At 55.5% G+C, this 19,433-nt stretch carries 11 protein-coding genes; 1 reads left to right on the top strand and 10 read right to left on the bottom strand.

The annotated features are described in order from the left end of the window. Positions 1 to 12: 12 nt before the first annotated feature. Positions 13 to 2,889, bottom strand: coding sequence for an extracellular solute-binding protein (locus KI367_RS04165; RefSeq protein WP_212947778.1), 2,877 nt, complete (start codon positions 2,887 to 2,889; stop codon positions 13 to 15). 212 nt (positions 2,890 to 3,101) lie between these two features. Continuing rightward, entirely contained in the window at positions 3,102 to 4,484 is a 1,383-nt protein-coding gene (locus KI367_RS04170) for an ABC transporter substrate-binding protein (protein WP_212947780.1), read from the bottom strand. 274 nt (positions 4,485 to 4,758) lie between these two features. On the opposite strand from KI367_RS04170, the gene KI367_RS04175 reads away from it, so the two are divergent. Continuing rightward, complete coding sequence (locus KI367_RS04175) at positions 4,759 to 5,526, top strand: helix-turn-helix domain-containing protein (RefSeq protein WP_212947783.1); 768 nt, start codon at positions 4,759 to 4,761, stop codon at positions 5,524 to 5,526. 109 nt (positions 5,527 to 5,635) lie between these two features. On the opposite strand, the gene KI367_RS04180 is transcribed toward KI367_RS04175, so the two are convergent. The 8 genes from KI367_RS04180 to KI367_RS04215 form a co-directional block, all read right to left on the bottom strand. Then, the gene (locus KI367_RS04180; RefSeq protein WP_212947785.1) at positions 5,636 to 8,362 is read right to left on the bottom strand and encodes an endo-1,4-beta-xylanase; all 2,727 of its coding nucleotides are present in this window, start codon (positions 8,360 to 8,362) and stop codon (positions 5,636 to 5,638) included. Positions 8,363 to 8,584: 222 nt separating this feature from the next. Further along, positions 8,585 to 9,478: an ABC transporter ATP-binding protein gene (locus KI367_RS04185; protein ID WP_212947793.1), complete on the bottom strand. Its 894-nt coding sequence runs from the start codon at positions 9,476 to 9,478 to the stop codon at positions 8,585 to 8,587. Between the two features lie 3 nt (positions 9,479 to 9,481). Next, entirely contained in the window at positions 9,482 to 12,355 is a 2,874-nt protein-coding gene (locus KI367_RS04190) for an ABC transporter permease (RefSeq protein ID WP_212947794.1), read from the bottom strand. A gap of 52 nt (positions 12,356 to 12,407) precedes the next feature. Beyond that, a complete protein-coding gene (locus KI367_RS04195; protein ID WP_246536586.1) occupies positions 12,408 to 13,466 on the bottom strand; it encodes an efflux RND transporter periplasmic adaptor subunit in 1,059 nt (352 codons plus the stop codon). Then, positions 13,429 to 14,151, bottom strand: coding sequence for an ABC transporter ATP-binding protein (locus KI367_RS04200; protein WP_246536615.1), 723 nt, complete (start codon positions 14,149 to 14,151; stop codon positions 13,429 to 13,431). Before KI367_RS04200 ends, KI367_RS04195 begins: the two co-directional genes overlap by 38 nt. A 357-nt stretch (positions 14,152 to 14,508) precedes the next feature. After that, entirely contained in the window at positions 14,509 to 15,942 is a 1,434-nt protein-coding gene (locus tag KI367_RS04205; RefSeq protein ID WP_212947797.1) for a glycoside hydrolase family 43 protein, read from the bottom strand. Between the two features lie 130 nt (positions 15,943 to 16,072). After that, positions 16,073 to 17,704 (bottom strand): response regulator transcription factor, encoded by a 1,632-nt coding sequence (locus KI367_RS04210; protein ID WP_212947798.1) that lies wholly within the window; start codon positions 17,702 to 17,704, stop codon positions 16,073 to 16,075. Next, the gene (locus KI367_RS04215) at positions 17,697 to 19,388 is read right to left on the bottom strand and encodes a sensor histidine kinase (RefSeq protein ID WP_212947967.1); all 1,692 of its coding nucleotides are present in this window, start codon (positions 19,386 to 19,388) and stop codon (positions 17,697 to 17,699) included. Before KI367_RS04215 ends, KI367_RS04210 begins: the two co-directional genes overlap by 8 nt. Positions 19,389 to 19,433 lie beyond the last annotated feature (45 nt).

Raw genomic sequence — 19,433 nt, forward strand, 5'->3', positions numbered from 1 at the left:
ACCCCCTGACTGTTAAGGTAAATTGAATTCCTTCCGCTTGACCGCAATTTCGTCATCGATGTACAAGAGGTAATCCGACAAAGCCTCGCGGGGATTTTCGCTGGCGTTGACGACTTTGCGGAATGCGTTGTCCAAGTGCCGTCCGGTAAAGTAGCCGCCCGGAACCTGCGGGATTCCCCTGACCCATTTCCACTGATTCTCCAAATTGCGATAATCTTTGACCGGCCAAGGCAGCTCCTCCAGCGCCTCGACGTTGGCTGTCGGATAACGGGCCGCCTCGCCCATCAGCCCTTCCATCTCGCGGCCGTAAGCGATTTGGGTGTCCTTATCCGTCCACCATTTCATAAATTCCCAAGCGGCCTCTTGATCCTTTGCCCCGGCCAGCATCATGACGCCGGTCGTGTGGCTGGCCACCTCGTGATGGACCGTGCCGTTTTTCTCCGTGCCGGGAACCATGGTGAATTCCCAGAGTCCTTTGATTTCCGGCGCCAATACGGTCAGCATGTTGTACGTCGTATAATCCGCGATGCCGATCGGCATTTCGCCGGTCCGGAACCGGTTCGGGAAATCGGCCAGCAGCGGGAACTTGTAGCTTGTATAAAACTGCGTCCATTTCTTGAAGGCATCCATGGCGATCTCGGAGTCCAGCGCGCTTTTTCTGCCGCCGTCCCTATAAAACTCGCCGCCGCCTTGATACAGCAGCATGGAGAACGTCGGGTTAGGCACCAGGCTCGCGTTGGCGGCCTCGATCGGCAAGTAAAATTGCATGTTGTGCTTCTGCAGAACCGAAATCATGTTATAGATATCCTGCCACGTTTGGGGAGGCTCCAGGTTCAGTTCCTTCAAGATATCCTTGCGGTAAAAGAGCATCGGGAACGACTGCTGCTCCGGCAGCGCGTAAACGCCCCCGTCATATTGGTAAGGCACCAATCCGCTGTCTCGAAAGCGGGATGCCACTTCGTCATAATCGGCAAACTTCGACAGGTCGACGGCCGCCCCCCGCATGGCATAGTTCACGGGCACGTCTTCGCCGATCTGCATGGCCACGTCCGGTCCTTCGCCGGCGAGCGTCGCGGGCAGAAGGATGTTGGCCGGCACGAGCTTCAGATTGACCGAAACGTTCGAGTTCGGGGTAAACGAATCATCGATCAGGTTTTTCAACACCTGGGCCTGATCCCGCCCCGTCGTAATCCAAACCGTCGTCGATCGCTTCTGCTTGCCGGTATTGCCGATGCTGTCGTAATCCTCGGTATAAGACGCTGCCAGCGCCCCGGCTTCATGCTTCACCACTTGCGGAAACGTCGCGTCCGCTTTCGGCAGTTTATGATCCGGCGAGGAGACGATCAAATAATCCAGCGTAAGCGGCTGTTCCCGGACGGTCAGAATCCACGTACCCAGGCCGCCGACGTTGGTCTTGAAGGCCTCCAAACGGTTCGCAACCGTATCCGGCCGCTTGGCCATTTCCTCCAGTTGCTTGGCCATCGTGTGCAAAATGGCGACCTTGTCGCTCTGTTCTCCTGTCGTTTGTTCCAGGTAATCGGCCACGCTTTGGATCGTTTCGGCTTGTTTGCGGAATACCTCCGCCATTTCCGGGATCCGCTTCTCCAACTGGTAGTCCCGGTACGGATCGGGGGAATTGGACGTGATCATCAATATTTTGCGGTACATTTCGTTCAGCTGCAGCACGCTGGACTCGATCGTCTGAATCAGCGGAGCCAGCTCGCCAAGGGAAACGGCCATGCGAATGCGGTGCTTGCCTTGGGTCAAGTGGAACAGATACGGCTCATCCCCTCCCAGCACGTACATGTCCCAGTCCCTGCCGAATTCGAAAGGAATCCGTTTCATCTCCTTGAACGGAACCTTGCCGTCAATCGTCAGGCTACGCGTGGCGAAGACGCCTCGCAGCTGATCCTGCTTCTCTTTTAAAGCGATTTGGTACAAGCCGTCCTCCGGCGCTTCGAACTCCCACTCGATCCACTGTCCCGGCAGTTTCCAGTTCAACCCTCCGATCGTGTTGATCCGGATTTTGGACACGTCGTACGGAATCACCGTCGGGCTGGACCTGTCGGAAACGGGATATAAGGTCGGAGAGGATTTATACACCGCGTCCTCTGCTTGAATCACGATGTATTGGCCTTTGGCGGGCTGCAATCCTTTGGCTGAATAATCGCCCTTGATTTCTTCGTACGTCTTTAACGTTTCTTCCTGATACAACTCGATATAATCGATGGCCATTGGCTCGCGCAATGCCGTTAAGGTCATGCTTTGAAGGCCTTTGTCAAAATAAAACAAGTAGGGTTCGTCATAATAACCGCTGCGGTCGGTAATGGATTCGATTTGCCAGACGGGCTTCTCGACCTGGCTCGGACGCAGATCGTTGCCCCTGTCGTCCCGCCTGATCTTGTCGTCCCGGTTGCCCCATACCCGGTCAAAGGTAACCAGATCGGCTCCCTTAAAGGGTATCTGTCGATTGATCGTCAACTCGCGTTCGATCGCGGAACTTTTCCCCTCGACGGGCAAATATCGGACTCTCACGTTGTAGAGACCCGGCTGTTCGATGGGGATGTTCCAGCTGATGGAACCCGACTCCGGCGTGAGGACGGCGGTTTCCCCCGACGGATGAATGACCTCGAATCCCGGCCCATCGGTTTTGGTAAAGCTCTCGCCCTCAACCCGAATGACCTGATCCGGACGTTTCGCAGCTGAATGGGCTTTTAAATACGCGTCGTAGCCGCCGTCATCTCCGCCCGATCCCGTAACAGCCGCGAAATCGGCCATGGCCCGAACGTTTCGGACTTCGGATGAACCGGAAGGGTAGAAGGCCCAGACGGACGTTACTATGACAAGGACGAGCAAAACAGCGACGTAGCTCTTCTTTCGGTTGATCATCTTCTCCCTCCTGAAGCAAGAGACTTATCATTTTAATAACAGTCCCGATTAGACATGTTCTAATGGGGACTGTCGGTTCAACGTTTGGATTTCAGGATTTTGCAAAATTCGATTCCTGCCGCTCCCGGGTACAATATATAGACGAACTAGACCGTTTCGCCCTGTATATTGCTGACTGAAAGTCGCTTTTTGGATTTTTGCAAAATCCTCATTTATTTCGATCCGTATACTTCATCAATCGCTGCTTGGAACGGCGCCTTGTATTTCTCTACGACGGTAGATACCGAGGTTCCGCCGACGATCTCGCCGAGAAAATCGTAAAACTTCAGGTTCGGGAACGTGCCGTGGTCGAGGACGGCCAAATTGGCGGCGACTTCCTTCGCATTGTTGATATCCTCTTCGTTCGTAAACAGGGTTTCATAAGTGGCCTGGTCCGGATAGTCATACATTGAATCGATGTCGTTGATTTTCTCCCAAATATAAAGCAGCTTATCCGGGTCCTTAGCGGCCTTAGGGATGAACAAAGATTGATACAGGCCTTCGTAGGAATGGTACGCGCTTGCGCTCGGGCCTTTAGGGAACGGAACGAATCCGATATCCACATCAGGCATATCCTTTTTGATGCCGCTAAGCTCATGAAGGGCCCCTGCATACATCAGCGTATTGCCCTGACGGAAAAATTGGCCCGGTTCGGTCCAGTCTCCGCCTTCCGTCGGTCTGGCTATTTTTTCAGTCGCGATTCGGGAAATGAAATTAAGCGCTTCGGTCGTTTTAGGATCTTCCAGGTTCTGCTTGTTTTCTTTCGTCAAACTTGTTTCGTTGGAAGCAAGCGCAAATTCAAGCGGCGACGGATTGGCGAGTCCCCAGGAATCCAGCTTGCCGTCGTTATTCGTATCCTTGTTGGCTTCTTTGGCCACTTGCAGGAACGTATCCCAATTCCAGCTGTCCTCATTGACGTAGTCTTGAAGCGGCTTCAAGCCGAGCTTGCTCATGAGGGTCCGGTTGTAAAAAATGCCCTGAACCAGGTTGGCTTGGTTTTCCGTGAAGCCGTACCCTCTTCCGTTATATTGCATGTATTGATTGGTCACGTTCTGGTTAAAAGCTGCCGGATTCTTCGTATACTCATCGACGGGTGCCAGCAGATCCTGTTTCACAAGCGTTGGAATCGTATAGTTTTTGCCCAGTCTGACGATGTCGCCGAGCGGCTCGCCGGCCAGCAGGGATGCCGTCACTTTTTGCTGGTATTCGCCGTAGTCGATCGCGACGTATTCCATTTTGAAATTATGCTTCTTTTGCAGCTCCTCCAGGTTTTTTTTGCGCTGGATGTTATCCGGGTTATCCTCCGGAATCGTCATATCCCACCACGATACGACTTTGATCGTTCGGCCCCCCAAGTCGAAATCCATGTCCGGCGTTTTGTACGTTTGCTCCGTTTCTTTCTCCGCGCCCTTGTTTTCCGTGTCGTTTGCCGCAGTCTCGGTCTTCGTCTCCGTCGCGCCGGTAGTGCTTGGCCCGCCCTTGGAACCGCCGTTGCTGCATGCCGAAAGCACAAGCAACAGCGTGCAAAGCAGCATCATCATTTTTCGATTACGCATTTTTCCAATCCCCCCATGAAATGAGTTGCATTCGAATCACATTCAAAGTGTAGCGCTTACATTGAAAGAGCAACAACCCGTGGTAAATTAGGTATTCTACCCGTCAAAATATAGATTGCTTGCAACCCCTTACATTGCAAATGGCCAATAAGTAAACAACGGTTAGCAATATAAAGAAAAGCACATTGTTTGCGTGACGGTTTTTTTTCATAATGAGAAATAAGCAACTTCACCGAGACAACGTTTTAACGAGAAAGAAATAGGGGGGAATATCGTGTATAAGGTGCTGCTTGTTGATTCCGATCATCATGCGAAGGAACGGATGAAGCGTATGCTGGACAGACATCAAGCGGAATTTGAATTGGAGTGCCATGCCGCTGCGGCTGCCGAGGCGTTGTCGATGCTTTCCGCCCAGAATCATCAGCTGGTGCTGATCAGCATGAGGGCATCGGAGGAAGAAGGGCTTCGGCTGTGCGGCCGCATTCGCGAGAAAAGCCGCGTCCCGATCGTGCTGATCGGCGGGCGCAATGAGTTCCAGCTTGCCAGGAAGGCTTTGTATTATCAGGTGAACGACTATCTGCCCGACCCTGTCACGCCGGAGGAATTCTCCGCGAGCCTGGAGAACGTGAAACGGGAGCTGGACGTAGCGCTGTTTTCCGGAAACCAAGCGGACCCATGGTCAGAAGCCGTTCGGCAAGCCGCGGCCGTCTCTTCGGCCGACATTATCGATAAGGTGAAGGCTTATGTGGACGAGGCCCTGCATCAGAACATCACGCTGAAGGAAATCTCCCATATTTTCCATTTCAACTATTCTTACCTGGGCCAGAAATTCAAGGTTCAAGAGAAGATGACCTTCAAGGAATATCTGCTTCAGCAGCGCATGGAGAAGGCGAAATTTCTGCTCGAGAATACCGACATGAAGGTGTATGAAATCGCGAACGAAGTCGGATATACCGAGATGGACTGGTTCTACAAAAAGTTCAAAACGTATACAGGTGTAAGCGCTAACAAGTATAGAAAAACCCTGAACATTACGGCGTAACAAAACGTCTATCAACGTACACACTATGTAACCAACCATCACATATCAAAGGCCGCTTCCCGGTTGACCATCCGGGAGCGGCCTTTATTCATTCCCCCACTCGCTGGGGTTATTCCAATGTTAACAGTCCGATGTTCGTCAGGTTCTGCCACGTTCTGTCCGACGTATCGTTCCAGATCGCCACGCTGTCGCGTGTCCCGTCGTCATTCTCGTCATTGTTGACCTGTACGTCAAACCCGATGATACTGCCCGCCTTAGGCGGCGTTCCGACCCAATCGACAGCGGCCTCGATGATATAGCCTGTCGGTGTCCGCTTCGCGGCCGACGTCAAATTGGCGCTGAGCGATCCGGGGTTGACCGACGTTTCGTTATCGAAGTTCACGCGATACTGCCCGTCGTCGCCGTCATAAGAACCGGTTCGGGCATTGTTCTGATCGATGAAGATTTCGACGGAATCCTGCTCCCATACATTGGCGCTCCGCTTGGTCACCAGCGAGTCGGTCACCTCGGCCAGCACGTACAAACGGTTGTCGTCCCAGAGCGTTCGTACCTTCGCCGTTGAGCCCGAAGATCCGCTGACCCAGCGGTCGGTTACGATCTGCTCCGCCTTGTTCCAAATGTCGTCGATGTCCCCGTCGATGACCGCCGTTCCTTTTGCAGCCTTGGCGGTTCGCGGACCTTCCGCCATCGTCAATACGCCATACCCGGACGTATCGGTATCCTGTCTGTGATGAATATCGTTCCAGGACGCCAGTTCTTCCGCCGAACCGGACCGGTCGCGAATGCGGACGTCAAAGCCGATTTCCTTTCCGGTTTGCGCGCCGTCGACCGGGATCGAAGCTTCGATCCGGTATCCCTTCTCCGTCTTCACCGCCTTATACTCGGCCGGCTTATGCGGATTGGCGCCGCTGCGCCGGAACGTGTACTTTTTGTCGTCCGCTTCGTAAGCATTCGTTTTGCCGTTGTTTTCGTCAATATACACCTCGACGGCATCATTGCCGTTCACCGTGGCATCATCGACATCGACCCATACGTACAGATGGCCTGCATCCCATAACGTTTTATAAGTCGCTGCCGCTTTGCCGCCTGCCTGGATCGGCACGGCCTGCGCCACATTCCATACCGCTTCCGCCTGGCCGTCAATCTTTACGCTGGCCTCAAGGGCTTTCGTGCGCTTCGTTTCAACCGGAACCTTCGCCGGATCGACGAGCGCCCAGTATGCGTATTTGGCTTGCAGCCGTTCATCGAACAGCAGCGGCCAATTGTTGCGAACGACCGGGAACGTGCGCAGCCAGGTGTTCAGGTCGTCCTTGCCCCAGAATATGACGGCGCTGAGCTGATCCGAATGCTTCCTGAATACGTCGAAAATCTCCCTGTACCGGTTGGCCTGCTTGATTTGCAGCTCCGTTGGGAACGTCTCATAGGCGTCCGTGTCATTCGTATAGATGCTCATGTCCAGCTCGGTGACTTGCTGATCGATGTCAAGATCCCGGAACGCCTGAATCATATCATCTAACTCCTGCACCCGGGGATATTCGATCCCGATATGCGTCTGGTGGCCGACTCCGTCGACCGGAATCCCTTTGGCCTTCAAACGCTTGATCAGATCATGCAGAAACTGCCGTTTCACGGGATCATTCGTGTTGTAATCGTTGATGAACAGCTTGGCGTCCGGATCGGCCTCATGCGCAAAAAGGAACGCCTTTTCAATAAATTCTTCGCCTGCAATTTGATACCATAAGCTGTTGCGGAGGCCCCCCGGCTTCTGGTCGCCGGGCTCAATGACCTCGTTTACAACGTCCCAAGCGTAAATTTTTCCCTTGTACCGGCCAACGACGGTATCGATATGCTTTTTCATCCGGGCATATAGAAGCTCCTTGCTGGCGAGGTTGCCGCCTCTGTCGTAAAACACCCATTTCGGCGTCTGGGAATGCCAGACCAGCGTGTGGCCCCGCATCGCGATCCCGTTATCCATGGCGAAGTTTACGATTTTATCGGCTGCCGTAAAATTGAACTGACCCTCCGCCGGCTCGGTGGCGTCCCATTTCAGCTCGTTGCCGGCCGTCAGGCTGTTGAAATGCTTCCGGACCAGCTCCGCATCAGGGCTGTTCGGATTCTGGATTTCATTGACCAGCACAGCCGTCCCCAGCTTGAATTGGCCGGCAAACACGTCCTTCAGGCTCGGAATGTCCTTCTGAATCTCGATCGGAACCGGATCCGGAGCGCGCTCGATCACGACATCGTCCACGTAAAAGTCCAGCGTCGGATGATCGAAGGATTCGAAATAAACGGCCAAGCTTTCAATCGGCTGCTGCAGGGTATATTCTCCGCTGAGCTTGACCCATCCGCTGTCGCCCGCCTGAACCGATTTGACGACTTCATACGCATTGGTTCCGCCCGTCGTGCGCTGGATCACCATCGATACCGGCGAGCCCGGCGTTCCGGCAGGCAGCTTGACCCAAGCCGATAAACGGTACGTCTTTCCCGTTTCCATGATCGGCGTCACGTCGAGCTGCGGACCGTTCCAGCCCTGGGTTCTGCCGGTGACCTGCATGCCGTAAGATCCCGTATGGGCCGCTAAAGGGGAAACCGTCAGGACTTCGTTGCCTCCCCGCCCGAACCAGCCTTGGAGCGTCCCATCCTCGAAATCCTTGGAGATCCGCACGCTTGCTGCCCCATCGCCCGTCTCGGATGTTCCCGCGCGGCCTTCAGAAAGCGCTTGCGATTCCTGCTGGGCACTGGCCGGGCTCGGGCGTGTACCGAGCGATAAAGGGGCCAGCACGAGAACAAGCGCAATCATCAACAGGATGGAACGTTTCATTCGATGCTTCTTCATGAATCCACCTCTCCTTAAGTTATCTATTCCATTAAAACGCCTCTTTACGGCATTCCATGGCCATGTATCGGATCGCTAAAACGATATCGAATGAACGAAAGTACTTTAATGACACGGATGTCCGCTCCGGATCAACAAATGACAAAAAAGACTTTGGTTCATTCCGGCTTGTTAAGGCTTTGCCTTATATATACCAAGGGTTAGGCCCGAAGAACACCCGAATTAGACCGTCTGCCTTTCGTTCGCCGGGTACAGGACGATTCGTCCGTCCTCGAGTTCGACGCGCACTTTGTTGCTGTCCTTGAAGCTCCCCGTGCCCAGATAACCGGCAGGGATTTGCAGCCGGCCGGCCTTGTCGAGCACCGCATACTCTATATGGCTCTCGGCTTCCCGCCGGGCGCTGTCGGCATCCATTTGCGTCAACACGTCGGAATAAGAGATTCTGCGGAGCATCTCGGCGGACGTCTTGCCGTCGCGGATCTGAACAACCCGGTCCACCTTCCGGGCCAGCTCCGGATCATGGGTCACGATCACAATCGTAATGCCGATCGTCCGGTTCAATGTCCGGAACAAATCGAGAACCTGATTGGATGTAGCCGTATCCAGCGAGCCCGTCGGCTCATCGGCGAGCAGCAGCCGCGGTTCGTTCGCCAGCGCGATGGCGATGGCCACCCGCTGCTGCTCTCCGCCGGACAATTCGCTGAGCTTGTTTTTCACCCTGTGGCTCAGGCCGACCGCTTCCAGGAGCTCGAGCGCGCGGGCCCGGCGTCTTCGGCCCCGCAGGAGAATCGGGAGTTCCACGTTTTCGAGCGCGGTCAAATAGGGAATCAGGTTGCGCGCGTTATTTTGCCAGACGAACCCGACCGACTCCCGCTTATATTTCACGAGGTCGCGTTCGCTGAACGCGAGCAGGTCCTTGCCGTCCACGTACAGCTTGCCGGCCGATGGTTTGTCGAGGCCGCCCAGCATGTTGAGCAGCGTCGATTTGCCGCTGCCGGAATTGCCGATGATCGCCATGAATTCGCCGTTCTCTACCTGAAGATCCAGCCCTTGAAGGGCGACGACTTCCAGGTCCGCCGATTTATAAATTTTGACGAGCCCTTCGCATTGAATCATGAACTATTCCTCCCCGAGCTTCAGCGCCTGCGCGATGCGGATTCGTCTCAGCCGGTACCCCAGAATGAGCAGCCCGGTCGCCAGCGTGAACCCAATGATGCCGTACAGCTGCAAATAGTCGCTGAGCTGATATGTAATCGTGAATGGAGGGACTTGTTCTTTGGACGCAAACGACATTTCGAAGAGCGGCACGAATTTCATGCTGGTGACGTTGCCGATGAACACGCCGATGAGGACCGCGGCCCCCGACGTGAGCAGCTGTTCGCTGACGAGCATGCCGATCATTTGCGGGAAAGAGATGCCCATCGCCCGCAAAACCCCGTATTGAAGCGTTCTGCCGGATAAGGTCAAGACCCAGAACAGCAGGAAACCGATGAAGCTGACCAGCATGGAGATGGCAAATCCGAGCGTCATTACGCCGTTCATTGCCAAACGGAACGGATCGTTCCTGGATTGGACCACCTTCTGGGTCGCGTCCCGGAGGCTCGTCACCTGCAGCTTCTTCTCCTGCAGCTGCCCGTAGATATCTTCGCTGCTTGTGCCGTCCGCCAGCTTCAGCCATACTTCGTACGGCTCGACTGCCAGGCGGTTCTGAATCGTGCCCAGATGTCCGACAACGAGATGCGGCTGCTCCGGTTTGCCGCTTCCTTGATCGGACGGCAGCGGACTCCAGCTCGGCCAATAATCGATAATGCCGTACACGGTAAACGTCGCCCCGTCCAGACCGTCCCAATACACCCGGATCGGATCGCCGGGCTTCAGCTTGGCATCCTCCGCAAGCGAACGCGAAATGAGCACGGCCTCCGGATTCGGGGCGATCAGATTCAAGTAGCTGTTGATCGGATGCTGCAGCAGCCCCTCCTTCATCCAAGCGGTACTTCCGAAATCCTTCGTGTCGATGCCAAAAAGAGCCGTTTTGCCGTTTTTTTCATTGGTGCCGGCACTGAACCTGGCCTCCTGCTTCTTGAACACCTTTGCTGTCGCTTGCACACCGTCCAGCTCCTCAAAGGGCTCGAAGGGCGGCTCCGTATATTGAACCCGTTTCTGCACGGTTGTCATTGCCGGCTCAGACGGAGGCTGCCCTCCCGCCCCCGGGGATACCGGTGGAGGGGCATCGCTTTCCCACTTTGTCGTCAACGCGATGTCCGTGCCGACCGCATACCGAACCTTGCTGTCCATGTTGTCGTTGATGGTCCTGGCCGCGTTCGCGCTGAATAGGCCCGTCGCCACCGTCATGATCAGAAACACCTGGATGGTCAAATACTGCCCGGACGAGCGGCTGATCTGAACGAGCGTATGGTATAGCGCCGGCGGCCATCCGTTTCGGCCCAGCCAATAAACGAGCCGGACGAACCAAGGGTATACCCGAAGCACCAGCAGGCCGCCTCCAAGCGCAAAGAGGGCCGGCGTCAGGAACAGCAGGGGATCGACCTGCAGGTCGGCAGATCCCAGCGCAAGCCTCCGCAAATCCTCCTGACGCTGGTTGAAATTGTACAGCAGATAAACTGCCAGGCTGACGAGCACCACATCGAGACCGGTCCTATGCCAGATCGACAGCCGGGTCAGGCGCGCCGTCTGCTGCTTATGGCTTACGATGCTCACCCGCGTTGCGAGGAAGGCCGGGATCAGGATCAGGATGATCGCCCCCGCCACGGCGGCCGCAGCCACCTGGTAGGCGCCGCTCGTCATGCTCACCTTCAGCGCGGAGCGCTGCACGAACTCCAGAAAACCATTGGAAGCGCCAAGCAGTTTCGTAAACCATACGCCGAGAAACGGTCCGGCGGCCAGCGCGCTCAGACCCAGCAGCAGGCTCTCCAGCAGATAGGCCGCCATAATCTGCAGACGGCTTGCTCCCCGGCTGCGGAGCACGGAAATCTCCGTTTTTTGCCGGTCGATGATCAGATTGGCGGTCATGTATAAATAGAACGCCAGCATCAGCATGACAGGGGTATACAGCGAAAGCGTCATCGTATCGAGCTTATCCTGTTTGCCCTGGTACGATGCGATGGTCGGGCTCGCCGGAATTTTGATTTCGGCTACCCCAAGCTTGCCTTTGAAATAACGCCGGACCTCCCGGTCCGCCTGGGTGAACGCATCGACCTTGCCCAGCGACAGCTGTTCGTAATTGAGCGCGAGCCGCCATTCCATGCTGGAGACCCTGGCTTTGCCGCCCTGCGTAAATTCGCGCTCGAACTGCTGGAAAGGGATCAGGAATCCGTCCTCGTTCTCCGTGGTCAGAAACGGCAAATACCGGTCCGCCTCCGGATCCGTCTCTGCAATGCCGACCGGGATGACCCGAAAGCGGGTACTTCCGCCATCCTGGGGCTCTACGGTCAGTTCTTCACCAAGCTTCCGCTTGGTCGCCAACTGAAACTTCTGCGTGACCAGCGCCTCGATGATCCCGTCCGAACGATCCGCAGGCATCCGCCCCTCGATCAGCCGGACCCGCTTCTCCAGGTCGGACAGCGACATAAAGCTTCCTAACGTCCTTTGCGATTGCTTCTCTTGGGCGGAAGCATCTGCGCCGTACACCTTCATCTTCTGCGTGAACCGCTGCTGATAGAACGACATCGCCTCCAGCCCCGTGCGCTCCGGAATCGTCTTCACGAACCGGTCGGCGCTTTCGACGGCTTCCGTCGTCTTTGCGTCCATGGAGGGTGCCGAGACCGTGGTGCTTATTCGGAGATAGCCCGGATACACCCCGTTTGCGGTCTGCACGGACTGCAGCTCCTTCAGTAACGTCCGCTCCAGGATGGCCTGCGAGTAGAGCGGCATGGAGCTGAACAGGGCCACGCATACGGTAAGGCCGATCCACAAATTCAGCTGCAGCCACTTGTTGTTGGCCATCTTGCGCAGGATCATCGTCCATAAAGCCAAATCATACACCTCATCCCTCATGCCCGGCCGGACCGGGCTGTAGCTCTTTACGTTAATTGTTCAGGATGACCTTCTGGCCTTCCTCCAGTCCTTTGACGATCTCGACTTCCGTCGGCGTCGTCAATCCGATCTCGATGTCAACCTCCTTGCGGCGGTCTCCTTCGGCGATCTGAACATAGGAACGCCCCATATAGGAGCGGATGGCAGAGCGGGGCACAATGATCGCGTTATCCCGCTTTTGTAGCTCAATCGTCAGCTCGGCGCTGTCGCCGACCTTGACGTCGCCCGGGGCGTTGTCCATACTCATGAAGATCGTTACCCCGTTCTTTTCGGCCTTCGTACTGTCTGCGGCAGCCGGCAAATTCGAAGGGGACTGGAGGACCTTCCCTTTATAGTCCTTGCCTTTATACTTAAGGCTGACGGGCATCCCGGCCTTGACCGGGTTCAGATCCTTGCTGTCCGCCGCAACGTACGTCAGCTGCACTTTGTTCGGGTCGGAGACGGTGATGATCGCTTGATAAGCGTTCACGTTGTCTCCCGCATTCAGCTTCTCGACGAACGTCACCGTTCCCGAAACGGGAGCGTACAAGCGCGATTGCCCCAGCCTGGCCTTCATCTCCTGCAGCGACATCCGCTCGCGCTCCAGGTCGATTTCCTTGAGCCGCAGGTCGACGGCGCCGGCGCCAGCCTCGCGCGCCTGGTCGTACAGCAGCTGGGCGCGCTCTACATTCAGCTGCTGCAGGCGAACCTGAAAATCCAGGTCGCCCGTCTCCAGCTCGGCCAGCAGATCGCCCGCCTTCACGGACTGGCCCAACGTCACCTGAATCGATTTCAGTCTCCCGCCCAGATCCTTGAAGGACAGCGCTTCGGATTGGGCCGACACGAAATAAGCCGTCCCCTTCAGGAAGGTCTGAATTTTTCCGCGGCTGGCCTGCACGACGTTAAACTGTTCTTTGGCCGGCTCGACCAAAGGCGGCTGCAGCGTTTCCGGTTCGACCGGCAGGAGCGAACAGCCCGAAAGCAGCATCAGCGCCGTCAGCAGCGCGGCGATTCGGCGCAAGCGACGGTCTTTGTTAGATAAGGGGAGATTCGTTCGTTGTCTGCGATACAATAGTTCCATCCTCCAATGCGATAACGTGATCGACAAGCTCCATCATGCCGGGGTCATGCGTCGTGAGAACGACCGTCATCCCCGACTCTTTCACCAGCTCGCGAAAAATGCGGACGACCTGCAGCCCCATCTTGCTGTCCAGCTCGGCGGTCGGCTCATCCGCAATCAGCAGGACGGGCTGGTGGACGATCGCGCGGGCAATGGCTACGCGCTGCTGTTCGCCGCCTGACAGCTCGGACGGCCGGTGCTTCATCCGCTCCCGCATGCCGACGCGGTCAAGCGCATCCTCCACCGCATCCCGTTTCCCCTTCAGTCCCGCGATACGCAGCCCGAATTCGACGTTCTCGTAAGCCGACATCAGCGGCATCAAACCATAGGACTGGAACACAAGGCCGATCTCCCTGCGCCGGATCTGGCTGCGTTCGGAGCCGGATAATCCGGTGATTTCCCTTCCTTTGAAATACACCTGCCCCTCCGTCGGATCGTCCAATGCGCTCAGGATGTTCAATAACGTCGTCTTTCCGGAACCCGAGCGCCCCCTCAAAGCCACGATCGTTCCAGGCGGAATATTCAGATCGATATTCTCCAAAGCGGTCACGGCCGTATTCCCCCTGCCAAAGATCCGTTTGATCCCGCATGCCCGCAGAATCGGTCCGGTGCCCGAATCATTCATTACCGTCTCCATCGTGTTCATTGCACTCGCCTCCTTCGATATGGCCCGATTCGATATATTTCAGCGTCAAAGCCGCAGCCGGATGGATTGTATGCGAACCAATACAAAGCGCAGGCGCCTTCACAACCCCATTTTAGCGCTTTCATTTCGAACGAAATACCCGTTGATTCCCGTTCGTTTACCTGAGAAAACCTAGAATTATGCTGGTTGCAGGCTTAGCGGCTTCTATTGCAAGGATCGGATACCGGCTCCTGGAATGATCTTTCCGACCGCGAGGCAGCGAAGGTCCAATAAAAAAAGAATGCAGCCCGTTAAATCGGACGGCATTCTTTCCATGGCACAACATGACAAACGTTCATCCCGGCTTGCTTACCTAAATTGCCAATCCCCTAACCGGAACAACTCGGTGTCCGGCTTTCCTTTGAAGATCAGGAACAAATCATGAACGCCCTCCGCACCGCTGACGGGCGTCGTCACCTCGCTCCACTGTCCGCCGGTCGAAGGCACCTGAAGCGTACCAATCCGTGGGCCTTCAGGACTGTCCAAGCGAAGCTCAATGACTCCCCCGTCATTCATGCACGACACGGATGCGGCAAACGCGGAGGCCCCGGCGCCGAAATCAACGCCGGACACGGCCGTCCAATCGCCATGATGGATATCCGCCAAGACCATAAGCGGCCCGTCCTGTCCCCCTCCATCAGGCTGGAATGGCCGCACGTTCACACCCGCGCACCAAGCAATCGTCTCCGCCCCGACGCGGGCATACGGATTCAGCGGCTTGATCTGCTTAGCGCCGACCATGTCCGCTTCGATGGGGAGAATCGCTCCCTCTTCGTCCATGAACACTTGGTTCAGATGAGTGGACCGATATCCCTTCTGCACGCCCATGGCCTTCGATAAGGTCTGCGCGTGATAAGCAATATACCAATTTTCATGAAATTGGAAAATGGCATGATGGTTATTCCCGCTGACACCGAAAAAATGGCCGGGATTTTTAAGGATCGATCCCTGGTACGTCCAGGGTCCCATCGGGCCGGTGCTGGTCATATAGGCAATCTCTCCCGCCGGGGGGCTCCCTTCCGGCCGTATCCCATCGTAGAAGTTGGAGCAATACGAAAAGTAATACGTGCCGTCCTTCTTATGTATGCCGGCATCCTCGAACATAAACGGAGCCGGGATCGGCTCGGCTTCGCCGACCACGCTGATCATGTCGTCACCCAGCCGCATCACGCGGGCGGTCCCCGGGCTCTCATGCTCTCCTTCCGGCACGCCGCCGCCGAAGTATATATATCCCTTGCCGTCTTCGTCCACCAGGACGGCCGGGTCGAAGAGCCATACGACGCCTTGAACGCCCGGCGTATCCCTTGCGATCAGCGGCCTCCCGATCGGATCGACCCACGGCCCGGTCGGACTGTCGCTCGTCAGCACGCCGATGCCGCTGGCGTTGTTGGCAAAGTACAGGAAGAAACGGTCTTTGCCGTCTATTCTTTTGTGGGCCGCAGCCGGCGCCCAGGATTGCGTCGCCCATTTGGCCGCTCCTTCCGGACCTGCGACTTGAATGACGCCATGGTCCGTCCAGTTCGCGAGATCATCCGAGGAAATCACCGATATGCGGTTTATGGTGCTGTAGCTGTTCTCCTTGACCTCTCCTTGCTCGTCGTACTCCAATACGTCGTCCGTATTATAGAGGTATACGCGCCCGTTGAACACAAGCACATAGGGGTCGGCCCCGAACTTATGGGCGACAAGCGGATTTCCGTTTTGCGGCAGTTTGCCGATCGGTGCATGAACGACTTCATTCATTTTTGCGTCAACTCCCGTTATTCAGCATTTTTAGTCTTTAACCCAACTCTCTTAAAAGCGTAAAGCTTGCGCTCCGCGGGAACAACCCGTCTAATCCGTCCGGATTACCCCCCAAACTCTAGTCAGACCGTCAATTCAAAGACAGCGTATCCCGGTATTCCTGCGGCGTAAGCCCCGTCGCCTTTTTGAAAAAGCGGGTGAACGAATGGGCCGCCTCGTAACCGACGGATAATGCCACCTCCCGCACTTTCAAATCGTTGTCCCGCAGCATCTCCTTGGCTTTCTTCACGCGGCATTTGTCGATAAAATCGGATAAATTGATTCCTTTTTCCTGCTTGAAAAACCGTGACAAATACGACGGGTTGAAATAATGGATTTCCGCGAGGCGCACCAGAGACAAATCTTCGCTCAAGTGTTCCTCGACGTACTCGCAAATCCGGTCGACGATCAGCGAGGCCCTGTCCCTCTCCTGCGTTTGTTTGCTTTGAAAAATGGATTCCGCGACGCGCTTGAGGTAACCGAACGCCGCTTCCATCGTGGGATGATCGTTTAGCCGCATCAATTGCCCGGCATCGTCGATTCGGCCGTGCATTCCCATACGGCCTATGCAGGAATGAAGCATCAACGCGACCGTATAATACGTTTCAATCGTTAACTGTACATTTCCGCTCATTTTCAGCGCGTTGCCCGCCACCTCTTCAAGCTCCTGAAGAAACTCCTCGTTTCTGCCCGATTCCAGATAAGCCCTCAGCACTTCCGCCTTTTGACTGTCCGCAAAGCTTTCTTTGCCGGCCAATCCATCGAGCGGCTCGAAGCCGTCGCGCACAATGATGGCGCCCCCGCTGCCGATCCTTAGCTGCTGCAGCTCCCGCAGCCTTTCGTACTGCCTCGTCAAGCATTCCCATCTGCATGCTTCGCAGCTCAGCGTCCATCCGATGGTCAACCCAAGAGAACCGAGACATGATTCCTGAATCATCTCCAGCGTCCCCTCCACGAAACGGATAAAATGGCTGTCAAGCCTGCCTTCGGCCCGCCCAGACGGTTGAAGGAACCAAAAAAGGTCGCCGTGCTTATCGATGATCCCCATGCTTCGGGCCCTATCCGAAAAATAGGTGTCCCAGGCCATTCTGACGGAGGACAGGATTTCGGATCTTTCGGTATACGTCCTGCCCTCCGGGTACGAAATGCGGCCAAGGACCAGCACGACCGGCTGGGCAGGGTCGAGTCCGATGTCCAGCTTGCCGAATTCGCGGACCATCACCCCCGCATCCCTGCACAAAACACGGCTGTTCTGAAGAAGATGCCTCATATAGTCGCCCTGCGCCATGAACCGGTACGCAAGCAGCTGCTCGCGGGATTGTTCCAGCAGCAGGCTGTCATGACGAGCACGGTCCATTTCGTCCAGGACCGCCTGCACGGTGTCGATCACCTTGCCGTACCCTTCCGTCTTCAACACATAACGGACATTCGTCATTTGGATGGCACGGTACGCATATTCGAATTCGCTGTGCCCGGTCAAGAACACCACCCTGCATCTCGGCCAGTACTTCTGAATTTCTTCGGATAATTCCAGGCCGTTCATGCCGGGCATGGCAATATCCGTCAAGACGATATCGATTCTCGTACGCGACATCCAGCCCAGCGCTTCTTTGGCGGAATAAGCTTTGCACACGTCGAGCCGCTCCGGATGATATCGATTGAACACTTCATACAGTCCGTCCGTAATGATGTCTTCATCGTCAACGATCAGCAGTCTATACATCCCCGCTCTCCTCCCTGAATTTGATTCGTATGGCGGCCTCAAGCCCGCCAAGCTTGCTTCTCGACAAAAACAGTCCGCTGCCTTCTCCGTAAGTGAGCAGGATTCGCCGGTGGATGTTCATGATCCCCGTCATTTCATGGGATTCGGCAGGACCTGATACCCGATGCTGAAGGGCTTCGAGCCCGGCATCGTCGATGCTGTCCCCGTTATCCTCCACCTTGATGAGACATTCCGCGTCGGTATGTTCAAACGTGACGCGAAGGAACCCTTCGTTCGGCATGTTCTCCAGACTGTGTTCATAGGCGTTTTCGATCATCGGTTGGACGATCAATCTCGGCACCTTGATGCGCCGCATGGCCTCCGGCAATTCGTCGAATTGGACGCGGATGCGCCGGGAGAACCGGAGCTGCTGGATTTCCGTATACATTCTCGCATGCTTGATTTCTTCCGACAGCGTGACGTGGTCCTCGCCGTTGCGGGCGATGAACCGGTAATATTCGCCGAGCATGATCGTGAACTGCTCGATCCGGTCGGTGTCGCCCGTCTTGGCCAGCGAGTTCAGGATAAAAAAGCTGTTATACAGAAAATGCGGTTTGATTTGCGACTGCAGCTGCTTCAGTTCCGCCTTCTGCATCATCAATTTCTGTTTGAAATCTTGGTCGATCAAGGTCTGAAGTTTGACGAGCATCTGATTAAACCGGTCATATAAATAGCCGAATTCATCCTTTTGCTCATGGCGGATCGGAATATCAAGAGTCCCGCCCTCCATTCTGCGAAAGCTTTGGACGAGCGAAAGGAGCGGGCGATGAACGTAACGGTAAGTGGAAAAGGCATACACGACGATTGCAAAAACCGAAGTTACCGCGAATACCCATGCCCATAAATTGAATTTGATCAGCGGCCTCCTCACCGTTCCTTCCGGTAAGTACGATACGAGGGAGAGGCCCAGCTTGTCGGAATGGGCGATGTTGAAATGGTATTCCCTTCCGCCGATATCGAGCAGCATCGTGCTGTCATCCAAGTCCTTGGCCGCCTTGATCCATTCCTCCGGCAATCCCTGCGGCGTGCCCGTGCTGGATAAAGTGAATCCCGCCGCCTCCGCGATCAGAATTGATCCGCTTTCGGGATACGCGCCGAGCGGTCCCATGGAATCCTTCAGCTTGTCGTTATCCAATTCGATTTGAACGAGATACAGCGGATCCTCGTCATTTTTTCCGCCGTACTTCGACGCCGTCAGCTGAAGCGAATCGCCCTGCCGGACCAGCCGGCTGCCGCTTCGTTCGCCGATGGATCGTATTTCTTCATATCTTTGCCTGTCCAGGGCGCGAACGGCGTTGCTTGCCGAAATCGTTTTATCGATCGAATGAATATGGACATAAATATCTTTAATATACGGGCTGCTGTTTTTTATGGAGGTCAGACGATGGAGCAAATAATTAACGCTGGACCTTTTCTCCGCGCTGTCCATCTTCTCCCACGTGACGGCGATTTTATGAAGCTCGCTTTCCTGCAAAATATCGAACTGCTGAATTTCCAGCCATTCGATTTCCCGGTTCAGCCCCTCGAGATAGGACGACAGCTGCGCCAGCGCATTTCTGGATATTTCTTCGCTTGCGTTTTTATAGCTCCAATTGTACAAATAAACGCCGAGCAGAATGATCGGGAGGATCACCACCACATACATCAGGACAAGCCTGGCCAGAATGGTATGACGCAATGAATTCACGGG

It is taken from the genome of Paenibacillus cookii, assembly GCF_018333375.1.
In the GTDB taxonomy this organism is placed as follows: Bacteria; Bacillota; Bacilli; order Paenibacillales; family Paenibacillaceae; genus Paenibacillus_AQ; species Paenibacillus_AQ cookii.

Bases quoted from the DNA above. Each gene is read 5' to 3' on its own strand.
- KI367_RS04180 (WP_212947785.1), bottom strand. From the start codon at position 8,362: ATGAAGAAGCATCGAATGAAACGTTCCATCCTGTTGATGATTGCGCTT.
- KI367_RS04185 (WP_212947793.1), bottom strand. From the start codon at position 9,478: ATGATTCAATGCGAAGGGCTCGTCAAAATTTATAAATCGGCGGACCTG.
- KI367_RS04215 (WP_212947967.1), bottom strand. From the start codon at position 19,388: ATGTATGTGGTGGTGATCCTCCCGATCATTCTGCTCGGCGTTTATTTG.
- KI367_RS04200 (WP_246536615.1), bottom strand. From the start codon at position 14,151: ATGGAGACGGTAATGAATGATTCGGGCACCGGACCGATTCTGCGGGCA.
- KI367_RS04170 (WP_212947780.1), bottom strand. From the start codon at position 4,484: ATGCGTAATCGAAAAATGATGATGCTGCTTTGCACGCTGTTGCTTGTG.
- KI367_RS04165 (WP_212947778.1), bottom strand. From the start codon at position 2,889: ATGATCAACCGAAAGAAGAGCTACGTCGCTGTTTTGCTCGTCCTTGTC.
- KI367_RS04210 (WP_212947798.1), bottom strand. From the start codon at position 17,704: ATGTATAGACTGCTGATCGTTGACGATGAAGACATCATTACGGACGGA.
- KI367_RS04205 (WP_212947797.1), bottom strand. From the start codon at position 15,942: ATGAATGAAGTCGTTCATGCACCGATCGGCAAACTGCCGCAAAACGGA.